The sequence below is a fragment of the Streptomyces sp. NPDC049915 genome, assembly GCF_040656475.1.
In the GTDB taxonomy this organism is placed as follows: Bacteria; Actinomycetota; Actinomycetes; order Streptomycetales; family Streptomycetaceae; genus Streptomyces.
This window is the reverse complement of record NZ_JBFAMH010000003.1, coordinates 369253-389094: the sequence shown is the minus strand read 5'-3', so window position 1 is coordinate 389094 and position 19842 is coordinate 369253. Positions and strand designations below refer to the sequence as shown.

At 69.6% G+C, this 19842-nt stretch carries 15 protein-coding genes and 3 pseudogenes; 12 read left to right on the top strand and 6 right to left on the bottom strand.

Translation table 11 applies throughout. The features are described from left to right. Positions 1-89 precede the first annotated feature (89 nt). Positions 90-827, bottom strand: a complete 738-nt coding sequence (locus tag AB0J12_RS06655; protein WP_363263088.1) for an SDR family oxidoreductase — start codon at positions 825-827, stop codon at positions 90-92. 217 nt (positions 828-1044) lie between these two features. Between AB0J12_RS06655 and AB0J12_RS06650 the strand changes: the two genes are divergently transcribed. From AB0J12_RS06650 to AB0J12_RS06635, 4 genes and pseudogenes are all read left to right on the top strand, one after another. Then, a complete protein-coding gene (locus AB0J12_RS06650) occupies positions 1045-1866 on the top strand; it encodes a helix-turn-helix transcriptional regulator (RefSeq protein ID WP_363263087.1) in 822 nt (273 codons plus the stop codon). A 756-nt stretch (positions 1867-2622) separates the two neighbouring features. Further along, positions 2623-3160, top strand: a pseudogene (locus tag AB0J12_RS06645) (winged helix-turn-helix domain-containing protein). Next, positions 3157-3684 (top strand): transposase, encoded by a 528-nt coding sequence (locus AB0J12_RS06640; protein ID WP_363263086.1) that lies wholly within the window; start codon positions 3157-3159, stop codon positions 3682-3684. The pseudogene AB0J12_RS06645 and the gene AB0J12_RS06640 overlap by 4 nt, the downstream one beginning before the upstream one ends. Positions 3685-3782: 98 nt before the next feature. After that, positions 3783-4253: a DUF5959 family protein gene (locus tag AB0J12_RS06635; RefSeq protein WP_363263085.1), complete on the top strand. Its 471-nt coding sequence runs from the start codon at positions 3783-3785 to the stop codon at positions 4251-4253. Between the two features lie 886 nt (positions 4254-5139). Here the strand turns inward: AB0J12_RS06635 and AB0J12_RS06630 are convergent. From AB0J12_RS06630 to AB0J12_RS06620, 3 genes are all read right to left on the bottom strand, one after another. Beyond that, positions 5140-5523: a phosphotransferase gene (locus AB0J12_RS06630; protein WP_363263084.1), complete on the bottom strand. Its 384-nt coding sequence runs from the start codon at positions 5521-5523 to the stop codon at positions 5140-5142. Between the two features lie 408 nt (positions 5524-5931). Beyond that, positions 5932-7134 carry a GH25 family lysozyme gene (locus tag AB0J12_RS06625; RefSeq protein ID WP_363263083.1) on the bottom strand — a complete coding sequence of 401 codons (1203 nt, stop codon included), beginning with the start codon at positions 7132-7134 and terminating at the stop codon, positions 5932-5934. Between the two features lie 92 nt (positions 7135-7226). Continuing rightward, positions 7227-8171: a peptidoglycan-binding protein gene (locus tag AB0J12_RS06620; RefSeq protein ID WP_363263082.1), complete on the bottom strand. Its 945-nt coding sequence runs from the start codon at positions 8169-8171 to the stop codon at positions 7227-7229. Positions 8172-8438: 267 nt separating this feature from the next. On the opposite strand from AB0J12_RS06620, the gene AB0J12_RS06615 reads away from it, so the two are divergent. From AB0J12_RS06615 to AB0J12_RS06595, 5 genes are all read left to right on the top strand, one after another. Then, complete coding sequence (locus AB0J12_RS06615) at positions 8439-12281, top strand: helix-turn-helix domain-containing protein (protein ID WP_363263081.1); 3843 nt, start codon at positions 8439-8441, stop codon at positions 12279-12281. A gap of 286 nt (positions 12282-12567) precedes the next feature. Then, positions 12568-13032, top strand: coding sequence for a hypothetical protein (locus AB0J12_RS06610; RefSeq protein ID WP_060898410.1), 465 nt, complete (start codon positions 12568-12570; stop codon positions 13030-13032). A gap of 253 nt (positions 13033-13285) precedes the next feature. Continuing rightward, a complete protein-coding gene (locus AB0J12_RS06605; protein ID WP_363263080.1) occupies positions 13286-14137 on the top strand; it encodes a hypothetical protein in 852 nt (283 codons plus the stop codon). Positions 14138-15103: 966 nt separating this feature from the next. Then, complete coding sequence (locus tag AB0J12_RS06600) at positions 15104-16501, top strand: condensation domain-containing protein (RefSeq protein ID WP_363263079.1); 1398 nt, start codon at positions 15104-15106, stop codon at positions 16499-16501. A 50-nt stretch (positions 16502-16551) separates the two neighbouring features. Continuing rightward, positions 16552-16905 carry an ankyrin repeat domain-containing protein gene (locus AB0J12_RS06595; RefSeq protein ID WP_363263078.1) on the top strand — a complete coding sequence of 118 codons (354 nt, stop codon included), beginning with the start codon at positions 16552-16554 and terminating at the stop codon, positions 16903-16905. Here AB0J12_RS06595 and AB0J12_RS06590 read toward each other — a convergent pair. Then, positions 16895-17155 (bottom strand): annotated as a pseudogene (locus AB0J12_RS06590) (transposase); the annotation flags it as partial. The gene AB0J12_RS06595 and the pseudogene AB0J12_RS06590 sit on opposite strands and share 11 nt — an antisense overlap. Positions 17156-17347: 192 nt before the next feature. Next, positions 17348-17551: pseudogene (locus tag AB0J12_RS06585) on the bottom strand (S24 family peptidase); the annotation flags it as partial. A gap of 254 nt (positions 17552-17805) precedes the next feature. Between AB0J12_RS06585 and AB0J12_RS06580 the strand changes: the two are divergent. The 3 genes from AB0J12_RS06580 to AB0J12_RS06570 all read left to right on the top strand — a co-directional run bounded on the left by AB0J12_RS06580 (position 17806) and on the right by AB0J12_RS06570 (position 19824). Beyond that, positions 17806-18312 carry a hypothetical protein gene (locus tag AB0J12_RS06580; protein WP_363263077.1) on the top strand — a complete coding sequence of 169 codons (507 nt, stop codon included), beginning with the start codon at positions 17806-17808 and terminating at the stop codon, positions 18310-18312. 87 nt (positions 18313-18399) lie between these two features. Further along, positions 18400-18543: a hypothetical protein gene (locus AB0J12_RS06575; RefSeq protein ID WP_363263236.1), complete on the top strand. Its 144-nt coding sequence runs from the start codon at positions 18400-18402 to the stop codon at positions 18541-18543. A gap of 396 nt (positions 18544-18939) precedes the next feature. Then, a complete protein-coding gene (locus AB0J12_RS06570; protein ID WP_363263076.1) occupies positions 18940-19824 on the top strand; it encodes a glycoside hydrolase family 16 protein in 885 nt (294 codons plus the stop codon). The last annotated feature ends 18 nt before the right edge of the window (positions 19825-19842 follow it).

The following is a 19842-nucleotide window of genomic DNA, read 5'->3' as shown; positions in this document are numbered from 1 at the left end:
CGCCGCCTCGTCCCGCGCCGGTGAAACGAGCGGACCGTCCCCGCTGCCGCTGACTGGGTGCGGGGTCCGCACCAAAGGAGCGGGAGAGGTCAGCTCTGGGCGGTGGGCCGCACGACGATCTCGTTCACATCGACCGCGGCAGGCTGCTCGATCGCGAAAGCGATGGCCCGGGCGATGGCCTCGGGCGGGATCGCGATGTGGTCCCGCATCCTCGTGATCTCTGCTCTGACCTGGCTGTTGGTTGACGCCTCGGCGAAATCGGTGGCGATCGGACCGGGCGAGACAGTGGTCACCCGCAGGGAGTCGCCGGCTTCCTGACGCAGTCCTTCGCAGATGGCCCGGACCGCGAACTTGGTGCCGGCGTAGACCGCCATCGTCGGCACGATGCGAAACGCGGCCGTGGAGGCAGTGGTGATGAAGTGCCCGACGCCCTGTGACCGAAAGACCGGCAGCGCGGCGCCGATTCCGTGCAGCACACCCTTCAAGTTGACGTCGACCATGTGGTCCCACTCTTCGACGCGCAGATCGTCGAGAGGCGAGATAGTACCGACTCCGGCGTTGCTGACGAGTACGTCGAGTCGACCGAATCGCTCACCGGCCAGCGCGACCATAGCGCGCAGGTCCTCTCGCCGAGTCACGTCGGTGCGGATCTGTATGGCTGCGCCACCCGCCTTCTCGATCCGGGTCACCAGTTCCGCCAGGCGCTCGGACCGGCGCGCGCCGAGGACGAGTCGCGCGCCGCGTTCGGCGAGCAGCAGCGCGGTCGCCTCTCCAATGCCGCTGCTGGCTCCCGTGATCGCCACTACCTTGCCCTTGATTCCGGACATGAAGGCGTCCTCTCCGTCCTTGGCACCGAGGCTGGGGTACTGAGCGGCAGCAGGTCCCGGTGGAGCGTCCGGAAGCTGTTGCGCACTGGACGGCCGGGGGCCTGTGTGACCGTGTCAGGCCGTCGGCAGCGCCGTGGCCCTGTGCTCGCACACCAGTCTTCAGGAGCTTTAGCCTGGTATCCAGACCGTATTTATTCTGGAACTGAAGGTGCCCGTCATGCCCAAGCAGCCGGATCAACGCGACCAACGCCGTCAGCTGAGTACGTTTCTGCGCAACAGGAGAGAGCGCCTCACCCCTGACGAGGTGGGCCTGCCCAAGACCGGCCGGCGCCGGACGCCGGGACTGCGGCGAGAGGAACTGGCACTGCTGGCCGGGATCAGCGCCACCTGGTACACGTACCTGGAACAGGGGCGGGAGATCCGCGCCTCCGAACAAGTCCTGAACGCCCTCGCCGCGGCGCTGCGGCTCGACCGTCACGAGCGCGATCATCTCCTCCAGCTTGCCGATCACGCGCCTGCGCCCGAAGTCGAGGAACGCGAGCCGCTGACGGCCGACGCGGGGGCCGTCCCCCTGTTGCTCCAGCCGCACCCGGCGTACATCATCGGCGGCAACTATGACGTTCTCAGTCACAACCAGGCGGCCGACGAACTGTTTCCGAATCTCACCACCGAGGCGGACCGGCCAGCCAACTTCGTCCGCTGGGTGTTCCTCGAACCGGTGGCCCGGGAGGTTCTGCTCGACTGGGAACCCGAGGCACGCGGCCTGCTCGCCCGACTTCGGACGCTGGCCGCACGCCATTCCGGCGACCCGCGGTACACCCGACTGATCGAGGAGCTGAACGAGGGCAGCCCGGAGGTGCGGGACTGGTGGCCCCAGTACGAGGTGCAGGCCCGGCACAGCGGTCGCAAACGGCTACGGCATCCGCAACGAGGAGCGATCGATTTAGCCTACACCGCTTTTCACGTGGCCGAACAGCCGGAGCAGACGCTTGTGGTCTATGTCGACTGCAGTGAACTGCCCGACGGGGCGAGGCCGTGACCGACCCCGTCTCGAACGGGGTGCTCAGCTTGACCCCGCCCCACCGAACCTGGCGACCCTGGGCCTCATCTGGCAACGCATCAGCCCTGGTGGGGGCCCCGCAGGTCGATCCGCGCTCGGTGAGGAACTCCAGCGTCATCATCTTCGGGTCGACCGGGCACCGGTGGGGCCGACCCGGGACTGCGGGTTCGGGTGGGAAGCCGTTGGCTCGTGCGGGTTCGTTGCAAGACCGAGCCGGTAGCGCAGCAGTAACAGAGCGGTCGTGTCGGCGACGGGGGCAAGTCGGGTCAGCAAGGTCTGGACGACAGGGTCATCTCCCGCGCGAACGGCCACGACGATGCCGTTGATGAGGTCACGTACTGCCTTGGGCACCGGATGACTGTCCTGCTGGGGCCGCGGGTGCGCGTTGTGTCTGTCCACATCGCCTCGATACCCAGGCCCGCCCAGGGATGCCCCACCCGTTCAGGGGAATGACCTCGACGCCGGCCATATGGCACGGGGTGACGATGCTCGGCGTCCCTGGTCCCGCCTTCCCAGTGGTTCATCAGGAGCGACAGATGGGTGCAGGCAGGCGAAGATGCAGCCTCGATGATCACCCGGTGAGTGAGGAGGAGATCGTCGAGCAGTTCGGTCTTCACGCAGACGCACCGCATGCCTCCCCCGGCACCCGCACAGACCGTTGCTACTGAACTTGATCGGGTGATGTCGGGGCCGTTCGGCTGAGCGGTGAGCCTGGGGCGCTGTACTGCTTTCGCTGTGAGGTATGCGCAGGGCGGTGGATTGACCGACGCTGAGAGGGACGCCCGAGAGCGGGTGGGCCTGGACGCGGTGACCCGGTTCGAGGCCGGGGCGACGAACCGCGCTGTCGCCACCGCGCTGCGCGTGTCAGAGCGATCGGTGGAGCGGTGGAGACGGCAGTGGCGCGAAGGCGGTGCGGCTGGTGTCGCCTCGAAGGGTTCGCCTGGGCGCCCCAGGCTCTCTGACAAGCAGATCGCCCGGCTGGAGCGGGAGTTGGAGTGCGGCCCGCTCGCACATGGCTGGCTCGATCAGCGATGGACTCTCGCGCGTCAAGAACTTGATCGGGCGGCTCTTCCACGTCTCCTACACGGTGGAGGGCACGTGGCGACTGTTGAAGCGGCATGGGTGGTCCTGGCAGCAGCCCACTCGCCGCGCGATCGAGCGTGACGACGCCGCGGTAGAGCTCTGGAAGAAGGAGGTCTGGCCGCGGGTAAGAGTGTCGCGGCGGAGTGCGGCGGCTGGATCGTCTTTGAGGACGAGGCCGGCCAGTCGATGACGCCGCCGCGTGCCAGGACCTGGGGCCGGATCGGACAGACCCCGGTAGTGCGGCTGCGAGGCCGGGGCTCGGGACGAGTGTCGATGGCGGGCATGACCTGCTACAAACCGGGCGAGCGGTCCCGACTGATCTACTCGGTCCGCGAGTACAACGGGCGCAAGGACCAACCGAAGGGCTTCGGCTGGCGGGACTTCCGCGACCTGCTGGTCCGCGCCCGCATCCAGCTCGGCGGACCGATCGTGCTGGTCTGGGACAACGTCCGTATCCACCTGACCGCACCGCTGCGCGAGTTCATCGCCGCGAACGCCGACTGGCTCACCGTGTTCCAACTGCCCACCTACGCACCCGACCTGAACCCGCAAGAAGGCGTGTGGTCCCTGGTCAAGCGTGACATCGGCAACCTCGCCGCCGCCGACCTGGACCAGATCACCCGCGCTGTGAAGCGCACGCTCAAGATGCTGCAGTACCGACCCCACGTGATCGACGGCTGTCTCACTGGCACCGGCCTGATCCTGGACCGCTGATCGCGTCGAACGTTTGTCGGGGGTCTCCTTCGTCCGCACGCACCCCATGAGAGAGGATGCACGCTACCCGCACCAGCTAGGCCAAGTGGAGGCGCACTGTGGGAGAGCCGGAACCAGTCGACCTGATTCACCTGGCAGACGCAGACGGCGACCGGTGCATCGTTCGCGTCACTGGGCGTTATCAGCCCGGCATCCTGACCGGTCATGACACCTTGCGCGCCGATGTCCTGGTGTCCACCAGCTTCCTCGACGCACGCCTCGAGCTCTACCTCTTGCAGCGGGATCTCTCCGCCTGGGAACACGAGCTCGAAGGGCTGGTGCCCGGTGGCAACGTGGGAATCGGCGGCGGCCGGGGTCTGGAGCTTGGCATTCGCCTCAACGAGGATCAGTCCGTGTGCGTGACGATCCACGACCCCGACCGGCTCTCTACATTCTTCTGGATCCGGCCACAAGACGACTGGATCCTGGACCACCGAGTCCGACTGGACCGACTTCAGCAGGTCTGGCCAAGCGAAGTAATCGAGACCGCCCCCATGGTCTACGAGTGGAGTCCAGACCGTAGGCACTGAACACTTCAGGCACGGCCATCGGGGACCAAGCCGCTACCTTTCTCGCCGACGGCGGCCGCACACCCATAAGCCAGACCAACTGGGCTGGCCGACATCCCGAGTTCAAGTTCAGTAGCTGGAGGCCATCGTGGGGTGGCCAATACCCACGTACTGCCGCGCTTGTGCCTCGAAGTCGCCAACGGCGGGTTCGGACCAAGCAGCTTGTTGATCAGGCTTCGACGGTGTTCTCGTCCTCGTCAACATCGTGTCGTGGCCGAGCCAGCCACAGGCGTCGACCCTGGTGACACGCACGGCGTTCAGACCGCCGATGAGTGGAGATGAAACGAGGGGCAAGCCTCCGCCAACTCGCCAGCGGCCTCGGGGGTCAGACGGTAGAACTCTGGAGGCTGACCGAGCTTCGTGGTGAGTCAGCTGCGGGTGATCGACATGGAACGCGACTGCTGCGGCGCGGCGCCCGCAACCTGGGAGGACCCTGCCTGTCCCGGGCACGGCGACTGGTCGATGCTCGGCGCCGGGGGCTGCGGCACCATGGCGGTGCATGTGGGCTCGACGCCCGTACACTTCGATGTGGCCATCCCCGGTGAACTGCTTGCTAGGCTTACCTGGCGCAACCGCCAAGGTCGGACTCGCCGTCTGAAGTACGCGGTGGATGGCCGTCTTGAACCGACCGCGACCGTTACTCACGCGCTCACCGCACTGAGCGTTCCAGTGCACCCCGATGATCGGAAACCCACTGATAGGCCGCCCGAAGGTGCCTTACCGCCCCTGCGTCACGGAGCCGGGCAATGGCGACGTCACCGGCATCAGCCCGGGACTCGATGCCCCGCCAGCACCGGTCCTGCCACCACAAGATCGTGGACACGAGACGTTGCCGGTCCGCCAACTCTTAGATGTCAACGATCAGCCTCAACCGCTGGGCAGCCTCCTCGACATCGGTGACCGAAGGGCCCAGTTCGACGTACTGCCAGCAGACATGAGCGATGTCGTGGATCCGCGCGCCCGGCGCCGCAAGGTCCCAGTCGATGAATGCCGCTGGTCGAAGCTCTCCCCCGCACAGCTGATAGACCGTGGTCTTGGACGACAGGTCGTTGTGGCACACGACTTCTTGGTCGCCGGCCAGCGGGGTGCCGGCAGTCAGGTCGTGGAACTCACGCACGAGCCGGGCGACCGTCGCCAGACTCTTGTCGGATGAGACAGCAGCAGGTTGTCGCGGCTCCCATGCCACATGCCCCTCGAGGTAACTGAGGACTTCACGGCCCTCGTCGTCCATACCGAGATATCGCGGAGCACCGCTCCCACCACGTGCTTCAAGCAACCTCAGCAGATCACCCACCGAACCTCGTGCGAGTCGAGACTGGACGGCGGACCGTGTCCCCGACACGAACGACCGTATTGACGAAGCCTCCGGCCAAGGGCGACTCAGGCATCCGTCTACCCTGCCCGATCGTCACCTCGAACTGCCATTGACTTGTCCCGACGCTTGATCTGCCCCGGCACAACTCCGCCAGATGATCTACTCAGCAGACAGTCGTTCACGGCCGACGTGAGCATGCCGAGAACCGGTCACACCAGCCCTTTGACCTGCTGCTTCAAGTTGGCGGAGACTCATTGGTGCGCACGCCCGATCCGCCGGGGAGGATGCGGCGGATCGGACGGTAGCCGGACGGCTCTGGCGGCGTCAGCTCACCAGGTTCATCCAGGTGTTCGGGCCGACGACGCCGTCCGGGGTCAGTCCCCTGGACCTCTGGAAGGTGATCACGGCGTTCCGGGTGCCGGCCCCGAACCGGCCGTCCACGGCCACGGAGACGCCGTGGGCCTTCAGCTCCTCCTGGACCGCCTTCACGGCCGCACCGCTGTCGCTTTGCCGCACGGTGACGACCAGGCGCTGCCAGGTGTTCGGCCCCACGATGCCGTCGGCGGCCAGGTTCCGGCTCCTCTGGAACGAGACCACGGCGTCCCGGGTCCCCGCCCCGAACCGCCCGTCCGCCGCGAGGGAAGCCCCGTGCGCGTCGAGCAGGTACTGCACGGTGACCACCTGGCGCCCCGTCGCGCCCTGCTGCACCAGGGGCCAGCTCGGCGCGGGCGGCGGGGGCGTGTAGTCGCCCAGGGCGAAGGTCTTCAGATCCTTCCGTGTGCCGTGGAAGACGTCCTGATCCCCCGGGAAGGGGCCCGACTCGGCGGTCTGCCAGACGGTGTAAGTGTTCCAGCCGGCGGCCAGCGGGGTGGGCGTACCGGACTGGTTGACGATCCACAGCGGGACGGTGCGGCCGAACCCCCGGTAGTTGCCGGTGCAGGACGCCCACCAGCCGGCGGAGGTGTAGATCACCGGGTGGCGGCCCGTTCGTGCGCGGTACTCGTTCACGAAGGCCGCGATCCAGTTGGTCATGGCGCTGCGGCTGAGCCCCCAGCAGGTGGCGCCGTGCCCGTTGGCCTCGAGGTCCAGAGCGCCGGGAAGGGTCATGCCGTCACGCTGCCACCTGCCGCCGTGGGCCAGGAAGTAGTCGGCCTGTGCGCGTCCGCCGGAGGCGTCCGGGCGGGCGAAATGGTAGGCCCCGCGGATGAGTCCGGCGCCGGCCGCCCCTTGGTACTGCTGCGGGAAGTAGCTGTTGGTGTAGGTGACTCCTTCGGTCGCTTTCACATAGGCGAAGGCGGCGCCCATGGTGGCCGTCTTCTTCCAGTCGATCGTCGGGTTGTAGCCGCTCACGTCGAGCCCCCGCACCAAAGCGGTGGACCGGCTCGCCCCGGCCGTCGCGGTGGTGTCCGCGTGGGCCACGCCCGCGCCGCCGGCGCACAGGGCCGTCAGCGCGGCGACGGCCGCCGCACCGCGGGTTCGCCACCCGGCTCTCACCGGGGCGGCACCGCGCCCGTGGGGATGCGTCATCGCTGTCTCTCCGTTCGTGTTCCGTGGTCGGTCATGGCCTGCCCCCGCCGGACGCGCCGGCAGGGGCAGGCGGGGCAGCCGGGCATGGGCCGCTACGGGCGCACCAGGCCGTAGAAGACGGAGCCCGACAGCGAGTAGCTCTTGTCGTAGACGCCGTGCCGGCCGGAACCGGCGGGATCGGTCGTGTTGCCCGAGATGACGCGCACGGTCGCGCCGCTGACCTGGTCGACGACGCCGATGTGGTACCGGTTGTGCGCACTGCCGAAGATGATCAGGTCCCCGGGCTTCGCGGACTTGAGGCCGCTGGTGCCGACCCACCTGTGGTGCTGGACGGCCCAGTCGTAGACGTTGGGCACGTACGTCATGAAGGGGATGCTGACCCCGGACTGCCGCCACACCCACGTGGCGAAGGCCGCGCACCACTCGGTGCACACGCTGTAGGGCTTGCCGGGAACGCACTGGTGGGAGTTGGCCGTGACCCCGATCTGGCTCCGGGCGGTCTTCACGATCTTGGTGCGGAGCGCCGAGGTGGCGTGGCAGCTCTTGACGATCCGCTCGATGCCCATGGCCTTCATCGTCTGCTCGCCGGCGATGCCGTCGGCCGACAGGTGGTGCTTCGACTGGTACTTCTTCACCGCGCTCGTCGTGCCGCTCCCGTAGTCACCGTCGGCCTGCACCCCGGCCTTGGTCTGCACCTGCTTCACCTCGGAGGTGAGCCCGGCGAGCGTCTGCGTCCCGATGACGCCGTCGACGGCGAGGCACCGGTCGCTCTGGAAGGACTGCGTCGCCGCCTTGGTCCTGGGGCCGCCGACACCGTCCACCTGACCGGCGCCGTAGGCCAGGCCGTTCAGGTCCCGCTGGGCCAGCTTGATCTGGGGGGAGGTGGCAGCCGGCCTGGCGGCCGTCGAGACCGTCGCCGAAGCCGGGCCCGGGGCGGCCGCCAGGGCGCCGGTCGCGACCGCGGCGGTCAGCAGACCGAGAACGGCCCGCCGGGCCCGCCGCACCGGGCGGGTGGCCGCAGGAATGTTCGTCAGCATGTCCGGTACTCCTCAGGTTCAGGGAGAAGAGAAGGTCGAGTCGGGAAGAGGGCGGCCTGCGTTTCGTTGCAGCTGTACGGCCATCTCTCTCGTCCCTGGACGGCGTCGGCCGTTCCCCCGCGTCAGCCGGTCGCCGATTCGGTTCTACGGCAGGACGCGTTGTCCGGTGTCGGTGAAGAGTCTTCGGACAACCGGCTCCGGACAAGTAGGCTCCCGGCGACGCTTCTCCGACCTTGGGGGTATCAAGTGCCGCGGAGAGAAAAGCCGTTGGAGGACGATGGCAGCGCACTGACCGGCTTCGCCGCGGAGCTGCGCCGGTTACGGGACACGGCAGGCAAGCCCACCTACCGTCAGCTCGCGGCGGCGGCGCACTACTCGTCGACGACGCTCGCGGACGCGGCCGGGGGAAGAAAGCTGCCCACCTTGGAGGTAACGCTCGCCTTCGTCCGGGCGTGCGGCGGCGACGAGGAGGAATGGAAGGCGCGCTGGCACGAGGTCGCCGCGGGTCTGGCCTCCGCCTCGCCGCACGAAGGGGACGACGCGGGCCGGGAGCAGGATCGGCCGTGCCCCTATGTGGGGCTGTCGGCTTTCCAGCCGGAGGACGCGGACCGGTTCTTCGGGCGTGAGAGGCTCACGGACGATCTGGTCGCCCGGGTCCGCGCAGCCCGGTTCTTCGCCGTGTTCGGGGCGTCGGGATCCGGCAAGTCCTCGCTGTTGCGCGCCGGTCTGATCCCTCGTCTGCGCGGGGGCGATGCGGTCGGCGGTCCGGGCCTGCCGGTCCTGCTGTTCACCCCTGGAGCGCATCCGCTGGAGGAGTGTGCCGCCCGTCTCTCGGCCTTCGCCGGGGGCACGGCGTCCGCCCTTCACAGAGAGCTCAGCACCGACTCCCGGTCCCTGCACCAGGCGGTCCTCCAGGCACTCGTCAAGGCGGACTGCCCCGACGACACGGATCTGTTGCTGGTCGTCGACCAGTTCGAAGAGATCTTCACCCTCTGCCGGAGCAAGGACGAACGCGACCGTTTCGTCGGCGCGTTACTCACGGCGGCCCGAGCCGCCAACAGCCGTACCCGCGTGGTCATCGGAGTGCGGGCCGACTTCTACGCGAGTTGCTCGCAGCACCCCGAACTCGTGGCGGCTCTCCAGGACGCGCAGTTGCTGGTCGGCCCCATGTCGACGGAGGAACTGCGCCGCGCCGTCAGCCGGCCGGCGGTCCGCTCCGAGTGCGCCGTGGAGACGGGCCTGCTGGCCCGGGTCGTAGCGGAGGCCACCGGACAGCCGGGCGTCCTGCCGCTGGTCTCCCACGCCATGCGAGAGACCTGGCTGCGCCGTCGCGGCAACACGCTGACCCTGAGTGGCTACGAGGCCGCGGGCGGCATCCCGCACGCCCTGGCCAACACCGCCGAGGCCCTGTACGAGCAGATGACGGCCGAGCAGCGGCGGCTCACCCGCTCCGTACTGCTGCGGATGGTGTCACTCGGCGACGGAACCGACGACACCAAACGGCCCGTGGCGCGCGAGGACCTCGGCCCGGACAACGGTGCCGTTCTGGACCTCCTCGCCCAGGCGCGGCTGGTCACCTTGGACAGGGACAGCGCCGAGATCACCCACGAGGCACTGCTGCACGCATGGCCCAGGCTGCGTCAGTGGATCGACGAGGACCGGGCAGGTCTGCTCATGCACCAGCAGATCACCGAGGCGGCCGCCGTCTGGCAACGGCAGGGCCGCGACCCCGGTGCCCTGTACCGGGGCGGCGTGCTGGCCGCGGCGCGTCAGTGGGCCGCCACCCGTGGCGACGGTCCGGCCGCCGGCCCCCGGGTGGAGGAGTTCCTCGCCGCGTCCGTCCGGCACGCGGGCCGCGCGGCACGTCTGCGCCGCGCCGGAATCACCGCCGTGTGCGTGTTGGCCCTCGTCGCGTCCGTGGCCGCCGGAGTAGCGCTCAAGAAGAGCGCCACCGCCCAGGCCGAACGCAACAACGCCATCGCCGGGGAGGTGCAGACCGAGGCCGGCCAGTTACGGCAGACCGACCCCTCGCTCGCCGCCCAACTGGACATTGCCGCCTACCGCATCCGTCCGCGGCCCGAGCTGCAGACCGACCTGATCAGCGCCGCCGGCGCCCCGGTGTCCAGGCTCCTGACCGCCGGAAGCGGCACCGTGTTCGCGGTCGCGTTCAGCCCCGACCACCGCACCCTCGCTGCCGGGGGCTCGGACGGGCGGATCCGGCTGTGGAACGTCGCGGACCCGACCGACCCGGTGCCGGTCGGCCGGCCCGTCGACAGTCACAGCAAGTGGGTCTACTGGCTCGCCTTCAGCCCCGACGGCCGCACCCTGGCGTCCGCGGGACGCGACCACACGGTGCGGCTGTGGAACGTCACCCACCCCGCACACCCCGCTGTCTGGGGACAGCCGCTGACCGGTCACAGCAGCTACGTCTTCTCCGTGGCCTTCAGCCGGGACGGACACACCCTGGCCAGCGCGAGCGACGACGGTACGGTCCGGCTGTGGAACGTCGCGGACCCGGCGCACCCGCGGCGGCTCGGACGCCCCCTCAGGGGACACGACCACGGCGCCGTCGCCTCGGCCGCGTTCAGCCCCGACGGGCACACGCTCGCCAGCGCCGGTCACGATCACACCATTCGGCTGTGGAACGTCACCGACCCGGCCAAGCCGCAGCGTCTGGGGCGGCTCACCGGCTTCCGGGACACCGTGTACTCCGTCGCCTTCAGCCCCGACGGCCGTCTCCTGGCAGGCGCGGGCAACGACCGCACCGTCCACCTGTGGAACGTCGCCGACCCGACCGCGCCCGTCCCGCTCGGGAAACCCCTGGCCGCACACGACGACACGGTCTACGCGGTCGCCTTCAGCCCGGACGGACGGGTCATGGCCACCGCCGGAGCCGATCACACCGTCCGCCTGTGGAACGTCACGGACCCCTCCGCACCCGTCCCGCTCGGGCAACCCCTCACCGGTCACACCGAATACGTCTACTGGCTGGCGTTCAGCCCGGACGGGCACAGCCTCGCCTCGGCCGGAGCCGATCACACCGTCAGGCTCTGGAAGCTCCCGGACACCGTCATCCCGGACCCGAGTTACGTCAACACCGTGGCGTTCAGCCTGGTGCGGCACATCATGGCCAGCGGCAGCACCGACAGTACCGTCCGATTGTGGGACGTCACCGACCCGTTGCGGCCCACGCCCCTCGGCCGGCCTCTCACCGGCCACCGCAACGCCGTGCGGAAACTGGCGTTCAGCCCCAGCGGGGGAATCCTGGCCAGCGCCAGCCGGGACGGCACCATCCGGCTGTGGGACGTGCGCGATCCCGCGCGCGCCAAGCTTCTGGGCAGTCCGCTCACCGGCCACCGGGGCGAGATCAGCTCGGTCGCCTTCAGCCCGGACGGCCGGACGCTGGCGAGCGCGGGCATGAGCGATCAAAAGGTCCGTTTGTGGGACGTCTCCCGGCCGGCGCACGCGACCGGCATCGGTGAGCCGCTCACCGCGCACACCGGAGCGGTCACTGCTCTGGCATTCAGCCCGCGGGGGCACGTGCTGGCCACGGCCTCCGCGGACGACACCACCCGCTTGTGGGACGTGACCCGCCCTTACCGGCCTGCCCTGCTGGGCCGGCCGCTCGCCGCCCGGAGCGGCGGTGCGTACGGCGTGGCGTTCAGCCCCGACGGCCGGACCCTGGCCACCGCCAACGTCGACCACACGGTACGGCTGTGGAACGTCACCGCCCCCGCACGGCCGCTGGCCCTGGCCGAGCCCCTGCTCGGTCACACAAGCTTCGTGTACGGGGTCGCCTTCAGCCCGGACGGCCACACTCTGGCCAGCAGCAGCGACGACCACACCGTCGTCCTGTGGAACGTCACCGATCCGGAGCATCCGTCCCAGCTGGGCACCGCCCTCGTCGGCCACACCGGGCCGATCGACGACGTGGCGTTCAGCCCTGACGGCCACACTCTGGCGAGCGCGAGCGACGACCATACCGTGCGGCTGTGGAACCTCGACGTCAGCCAGGCGATCCGCCGCCTGTGCGCCTCGACCGGCGCCGTCACCGCGCGGCAGTGGCACCGGTACATGCCCGAACCGTCGCTGGACCAGCCCTGCCCATGACGTGCCCTGCAGTGGCAGCACACCGGGCCCACTCTCCTGACCTGCGTGTCTGAGCCGTCGTTGTCCGGCCGCTGTTGTCCGGTGCCCGCTCACCGGCACCGGACAACGATGACGTACTAGACCGGTTGCAGGTGCCGGCCGGCCTGCACGGCGGCAGCACCTGGCGGCCCCACGCCCTCCACGTCTCCTGATCGCGGGTGACGGGCTCCGTCTTCCGCCTGGCCGGGGGGCTTCGGGGACCGCACCGCACCTGTTGTGGTCACACAGACACCGGGAGAGAACGAACATGACGATCATCAAGCGGACGCCGGCCCGTGCCGGAGTGCTCATGGCCACGGCGGCGCTGGCGCTGGGCGCCCTGGCCGGACACGCGGAGGCCCGCAGCGCGAACATCTCCAGCTGGAACAGCAGGTCCGACTGCGACGTCCGGAGCCGTTACGACCTCTGCCTGTACTACTCCCCCAACGCCAAGAACGCCGCGTACCGGACGACGTTGCTCAAGGTCGGCGACCTGGGAACGAAGCGGTTCGGCGGCAGCGGGGCCGGCTACGGCCAGAAGGTCCGCAACAACGCCGCTTCCGCGCAGAACGGCACGGTGTGCAACGTGGGCATCTGGTACTCGACGAACTACCGCGGGGACTCCAACTGGCTGTCGCCCCACAAGGGCGGGAACCTCACGAGCTGGATGCGGAACAACGAGGCGTCCATCGCCGTCTCGGACCACACCCGCTGCCCCGGTCTCGGTCACTGAGCCGAGCAGACCCGTGAGTACGCGGTGCCCCGCCGATGGGCGGGGCACCGCGTGCCCGATTGCCGAGAAAGCGATGGCCATGGCCTACGTCTCCGCACCCGCCCCCGCACGACCAGTACAGCGTGAACGACGCACACCGCGTCGGCGGCTACCACGACGCGTCGCACTCGCCGGCGGCGCGCTGGTGCTGGCCGCCCTGAGCGCGTGCTCGTCCCGGTCGGCCCAGCCGTCCCATCAGGCTGCACCGCCCGCGGTGGGCGCGATTCCGCGGATCGTCGGGGTGGAGCACCTTCATCTGCCCGTGGAGCGCTACATGTTGACCCCGCGGCAGGCCCTGGAATACGACGAGGTGGACGACGCGGCCGTACGGGCGTGCGTGCGGAGGTTGTCCGTGCCGTACCCTGCGGCGGCCCGCCTGCCGGCAGGTTCGGCGGCGGAGCGAGAGGCGCTGGACGCGTACACCGTGCTGTACCGGCGGTACGGGCTCACCGACGCCGCGGAGGCCCGGACCTGGGGTTACCACACCCCCGCCCCCGAGCCCTCCGGAGCCACCGCGGCGAAGGCGGCGAAGCCTTCGTCCCTCTCAGCGGCGGCCCAAAGTGTCCTCACGGGGGTGGACAGCTCGGGCACGCCCCTCACCTCGTACCGTGGCCGGCCGGTCCCCAGGGGCGGATGCCTGGGCGAGGCCGAACGGCTCCTCGGCGCCGGGGCTTCGCAGGGGCCAGGCACCGATACGGACGGAATCGTCACCAGCATCAAGGCCGACGGCTTCGAACGGTCCATGTCCGATCCCCGGGTCACGAAGGTCTTCTCGGCATGGTCGGCGTGCATGAACGCCCGGGGCTTCAGAATGACCACCCCCATGGACGAGGTGCCCTCGTCGAACGGCGCGACCCCGCCCCGCAGCGAGATCGCCCAGGCGCGGGCGGACGTCGCGTGCAAGGCGCGCACCAACCTCGTAGGAGTCTGGTTCGCGGTCGAGTCGGCCTACGAACAGGCCGCGATCGCAGAGCACCGCGCGGAGCTGGACCGGGTGGCGAAAGCCCGCGACGCCACGGTCCGCGCGATCGACCGGCTGCCGCACGGCAACGAGAACCAGTCATGAGGCCGTCGCTGCGGCACGAGCAGAAGACCTCGCCGACGTCTCCCCCACAACTGTGCGGGTCGGCCGAGCGCGCGACGCAGGCCGTGGCGTTCACTGAGGTCGCCTCGGCGCTCGTCTTCTCGCCCGGACGGCGCCGTGCGTAAGGGGGGATCGGCCGGCGTGCGGCAGTCCTACCGGTCGGAGGGGACGACCCGGCCCCCGGAAGGCGATCAGGACGCCTTGGGGCGCCAGCCGAGGGAGGAGTAGAGGCGCTGGCCTTCCTCACCGGCGATGAGAAGACCGGTACGGGCCCCCCTGCGCCACGGCGGCCTCCGCCAGAGCGCTCATCATGGCGCGGCCCAGGCCGCGTCTCGGTGCGCCGCGTCCGTCTCGATGCGATCGGCGATCGCATCGGCGCCGATCACTGCGATGGTGCCGCGCGCCGCCACCTCTCCCGAGGAGAGGCGTGGAGGGAAACGACCGTGACCGGGCCCTCCGTGCGGACCTCGCGCTCGTACGGCGCGGCGGGCGCGTGCCGCGGGTGCTCGGTCAGATCGGTCGTCATGAACCACTCTGACCGGTGGAGGGCCGAAACCCACCACCGCCGCCGCCGCCCGCCGAGGCCGCCAACCCCACCCGCCGAGCACGCGAAACAGCCCTGACCAGCGTAAACACCAACCAGGCCTTTTCACGCCAGAGCTACCTACAACGAACCCAGCCACCCTCGACGCAGAACACATAGCCCCAGCTCACACACCCCACCCCACCCGCTCGAACCGCCAATTCCATCTCTCAGCGAACCCACACCCCCAGACCAGCCACCACCCCGCACACCAACAAGCCCCCTTCCAGCGTCAACCGCCTTCCGGAGTGCTCACCCTGCGGGATGCCATCCGTTCCACTGAAAAGTCGCGCCTTTCGGTATGGGGCGTCCACCCCCACGGCAACTGATGATCCGTACATCACATCGGCGAACGGAGACACCTCGTGCGCATGACGGACATCCAGCACTGTGAGGTCCGGCCCGGACGACTCGTGGAGTGGACGCTCGATCCGGCCGCCGCCGCGACGGTGAAGGGCCTCCCGGAGGACTCCCGGCCCCCGGCCTATATCCAGGAGTCGCACATCAGGGCCTCCCGGTCCGTGCGTGAGGACGGATTGTTCGTACCCACCTGGATCGGCGTAAGTTTCGATCTCCCCGGCCGGACGGACCTGGACGTCCTCCAGGACGCCCTGCACGCCTGGACACTGCGGCACGAGACACTGCGCAGCGGCTTCACCTGGTCCGGGCCGCCCGACGACGAGATGGTCCGGTTCACGCTCGACAGCGAGGACGTGCGCCTGCACCGGGAGGACATCGGCGACTTCACGGACGAGACGGCGCTGGCCGTGCACCTCCAGAACCGGTTCGACATCGTGGCGGACGCACTCCGGTGGCCCAACTTCATCTACACGGCGGTCTTCCGGGACGACAGCACCAGCGTGTACATGGCCTTCGACCACAGCAACGTCGACGCCTACTCGCTCCAGAACATTCCCGCCGCCCTCCACGAACTCTGTGCGGCGGCCGCGGCGGGCCGCTCCCCAAAGCAGCAACCCGTCGCCAGTTACGTCGACTTCTGCCAAGCCGAACGGGCGGACGCGGACCACATCGACGACGGCCATGACACGGTGGCCCGCTGGCGGGAGTTCATCAAGAACTGCGACGGGCAGCTGCCGAATTTCCCCGTCGATCTCGGCCTGGACCCCGGCGGGGGACTGCCCCCGCAGAAAGTGCTGTGCGAGCCGCTTGTGGACGCCGACGACGCCGCCGCGTTCGAGGCACACTGCCGCCCCTACGGCGGCAGTCTGGTCGGCATGTTGGCGGCCACCGCGCTCATCGTCCATGAGATCGCCGGGGAACCCGTCTTCCGCACCGTCGTACCGTTCCACACCCGGGCGACGTCCCGTTGGTCGGACTCCGTGGGCTGGTACGTCGGCGGGGCACCGGTCGAGATCCAGCTGGCGGAGCTCCGCGACTTCCACGGAGCTCTGGAGAACGCACGCACCGCACTGCGCGCCAATCAGCGGCTGGCCCGCACCCCCCTCGAGCGGGTGCTGCGACTGCTCGGAACGGACTTCCGCCCCACCTCTCCCGACCTGTACTCCCTGGTGTCCTTCCTCGACGCCCGCTACGTCCCCGGCTCCGAGCGGTGGGCCGAGCTGAAGGCCTACGGACTGGTCAGGGTGTCGTACGGCGACCGGGTCTGCGTCTGGGTCAACAGACTCCACGAGGGCCTGTGGTTCGCATGCCGCTATCCGGACACCGACATCGCGCACAAGAACCTGTCGCTGTACGCGACCCGGCTGCGGGAGGTGATCACCAGCGTCGCGCGGGAGGGCTAGCTTGATCTTTACAAGCCATCTCAATCGGCGAGCAGATGCCGGGAAAAGGCTTGGTTGGACTGGTGCAGCAGGGGTTGAATTCCGGCGTGGAGAACACCTGTGCACCGGCACATATAGCGGTGGAGAGCGAAGACGCACAGACCCTGGCTCAGCTGCTGGCCAAGGGAGGGGATCCCGATGAGGTATGCCACAACATGACTCTCCTTACGCACGCCATTGATGCGGAAGGCGATGGCGCCTTGCAGAGCGGCAGTCCGCTGACTGTGCACACCACCGCAGTGCTCCTGGCCTTCGCCGCTGATCCGCAGCTCCCAGGTCCCGACGGGCAAACGCCCATGAACCTCGCCGTTCACTACGGCCACAACCTGGCAGTCGAGCTGTTGCAGCGGCACATCAGCGGGTGAGGCGGCGCAGGGAGATGAGGGTGCAGGCGATGCTGGTGAAGGCCAGGAAGTGGCTCGCTTTGCGTTCGTAGCGCCGGTGCAGGCGTCGGCAGCCGGCGAGCCAGGCCATGGTGCGTTCGATGGTCCAGCGGTGCCGGCCCAGCCGCTGGCCGGACTCCCTTCCCTTGCGTGCGATCCGAGGTGCGATGCCCCGCCCGCGTAACCATCGCCGCAGGTGGATGCAGTCGTAGCCCTTGGCGCCGTGGAGCTTGCCGCCGTTCGATGTCCCGCCAGTGCCAGCCGATCCGCGCCGCGGCCGCGTCATGGGGCAGGCTCGCCTCCTCCCACGCCACCCGCTCGGAGACCACGCAGCCCACCAGGTCCTCGTCCAGGGCGAGCGCGGCCGCCGTTTCGTACATCGGCCGGCCCTTGAAGTAGTCGGCCATGACCAGGTGCTCGCGGCCGACTGGTCGCCGGGGACCGGCTGGTAGGCCGGGTTGCGGGGCATGAGCCACACCCGCCCGTCCTGTCGGCGGAGCACCTTGATGGTGGCCTCGTTTTCCAGGAGTGCGGCGACGATGTCGCCGTGGTCGGCGCTGACCTGCCGTCGCACGGTCACGATGTCGCCGTCACAGATCGCCGCGTCGATCATGCAGTCGCCTGCGACGGGAAACCGACGGGTTCGCGGAACTGTCGAACCGAGCTTCAGGTACTGCATCGTTGCTGCTCCTGCCTTCGTCAGCGGCTGACAAGGGGAGCCCAGGACTTCGCGCGCACTCGAAGATCACCCGGCGGCCGTTGCTGCCCGCAGGTGACCGTCCGGCGCGCGGCGGCGTGGGAGCCGCGGGGCGGGCGGCCGGTGCCCGCATCCTCGGTGCGGACGACCGGCGGCGGGCCGGTCGGAGTTGTGGGAGGACGACGGTGCCGACGGCTGCGTGCAGGCTCAGGACTCCGGCGGGGGCGGCTCCACTGCGCCTCGCCCTGGTGTCGCCGGCGTGGGCCGCTCCCGGCCCGCCGCCGACGGACGACGGCCCGGTGACGCTGTGCGCGCCCGAGGGTGTGCTGCGCGGCCCGGGCGGACAGCGGGCCCAGGTCAGCCTGTGCGTCGGCGGTGGCGCGCCGACGATGACGGTGTCGACGCCGGCGAGATGCCGCCGGCCCGGAAGCGGAGGGCGGCCGGCGTGCGCCACGTCGGGCACCTGGACGGCGCGGCGTGACGGGGGCACGGCCGCCTCCGGGACGCTGCCGTACCCGGGCCCGGGCACGTACGACGTCGAGGCCGAGGGACGGGTGCGGTCGGTGCCGGCCGGTGTGGACGTGTACGGCACCGTGCGGGCCACCCCGACACAGACCGCGCCCCTGCCGGAGCCCGGGTACCGGTTCGAGGTCGGCCGGACGGTGCCATGGGTCACGGCCGTGCTGCCGTGACCCCGCGCTTCCTGCGAAGGGGGCGCAGGCGGCGGGCGGTCGGGGGCCGGGGCCCTGCCGGGGCTACCGCAGCGGGAAGGTGCGGCCGTGCTCGGCCCGCGGGCGCGGGCCGTGGATGCGGCGCTCGTGGTCGCCGTTGCGCAGCTGCTGGAGTCAGTGAAGACGCCGGTCGATCCGGCGGGTGAGGCGGAGGCGGAGAGCGAGCCGGAGCCCCCGGAGCCGGTGAAGTAACCGCGCTTCACAGACGCACACACGGACATCGTGCGCCAAAGCGCCGCTCCCCGATGACCGAGGGGGCGGCGTTTTCGCGTTTCACCAGGCGCCACCTCACACATTCGGGTGGTCCCGGGGCCAAGCTCTGTCGCGTCCGGGCCTGCTGTGCCACGCTCCTGACAGCGAATCAGTTGCCTGCGGCAACGCCCAGCCGCTGCCCTGACGTCACCCGACCCGCCCGCCGTTGCACCCGCTCACGGCCCGGCAGTCCGCATCAACTGCCGCCCCTGCGCAATGCCGCACCTCTCCTTCGGCCTTCTCCGGCACCGAACCTCGCCCTGCCCTGCTCAGCTCACGAAAGGCAGTCAACCGATGCTCGGATGCGCCCAGTTTCTCCGGAAGCGGGCAGCCCTCGTGCTTGCCGCGACCGGCCTGGTCTGCGCCACCCTCACCGCCCTCCCCGGGAAGGCCGATGCCGCCCGGGCCGCGGTCGCCCAACCCGTCGTCGGCCAGGCGCTGTTCGATGACTTCAACTACGCCGGCTACACGGATCCGCAGCTCACCCAGCACGGCTGGACCCTGAAGTCGGGCCAGGGCGGACCCGGTGTTCCGGGAGCCACCTGGCGGCCGTCGTACATCACCTTCACCACGGAGTCCGGCGGCAACTCCCTCATGACGTTGCGCGCCAGTAGCAGCGGCACGGCCTCCACCACCTCCGAGAGCGAGATTCACACGCAGCGCAAGTTCTTCCGCGGCACCTACGCCGCCCGCGTCCGCTTCAGCGACACGCCCGCGGCCGGACCGGACGGCGACCACATGGTGCAGACCTTCTTCACCATCTCGCCGCTCAACTTCCCCCTGGACCCGGACTACAGCGAACTCGATTTCGAGTACCTGCCCAACGGCGGATGGGGCATCCCCAGCAGCGCCCTGCTCGCCACGTCCTGGGAGACCTACTCGGACACCCAGGAGGTGAACATCTCCACCCAGGAGCGCGCCGGTTTCGACGGCTGGCACAACCTGGTCATCACCGTCGACACCGCGAGTGTCAACTACTACATCGACGGCAGGCTCTTCGCCTCGCACGGGGAGCCGTACCTGCCCGAGACGTCGATGGACATCCGCTTCAACCACTGGCTGATCGACCTCCTGGGCACGACCAGCAAGCGGTCACGCTCGTACGAGGAGACGGTCGACTACGTGTATCACCTCAAGGACCAGGTGCTGACCCCGGCCGAGGTGCAGGGCGTCGTCGGTGACTTCCGGGCGCGGGGGGTGACCTTCGAGGACACCGTCTGAACCGGCGCCCACCGCAAC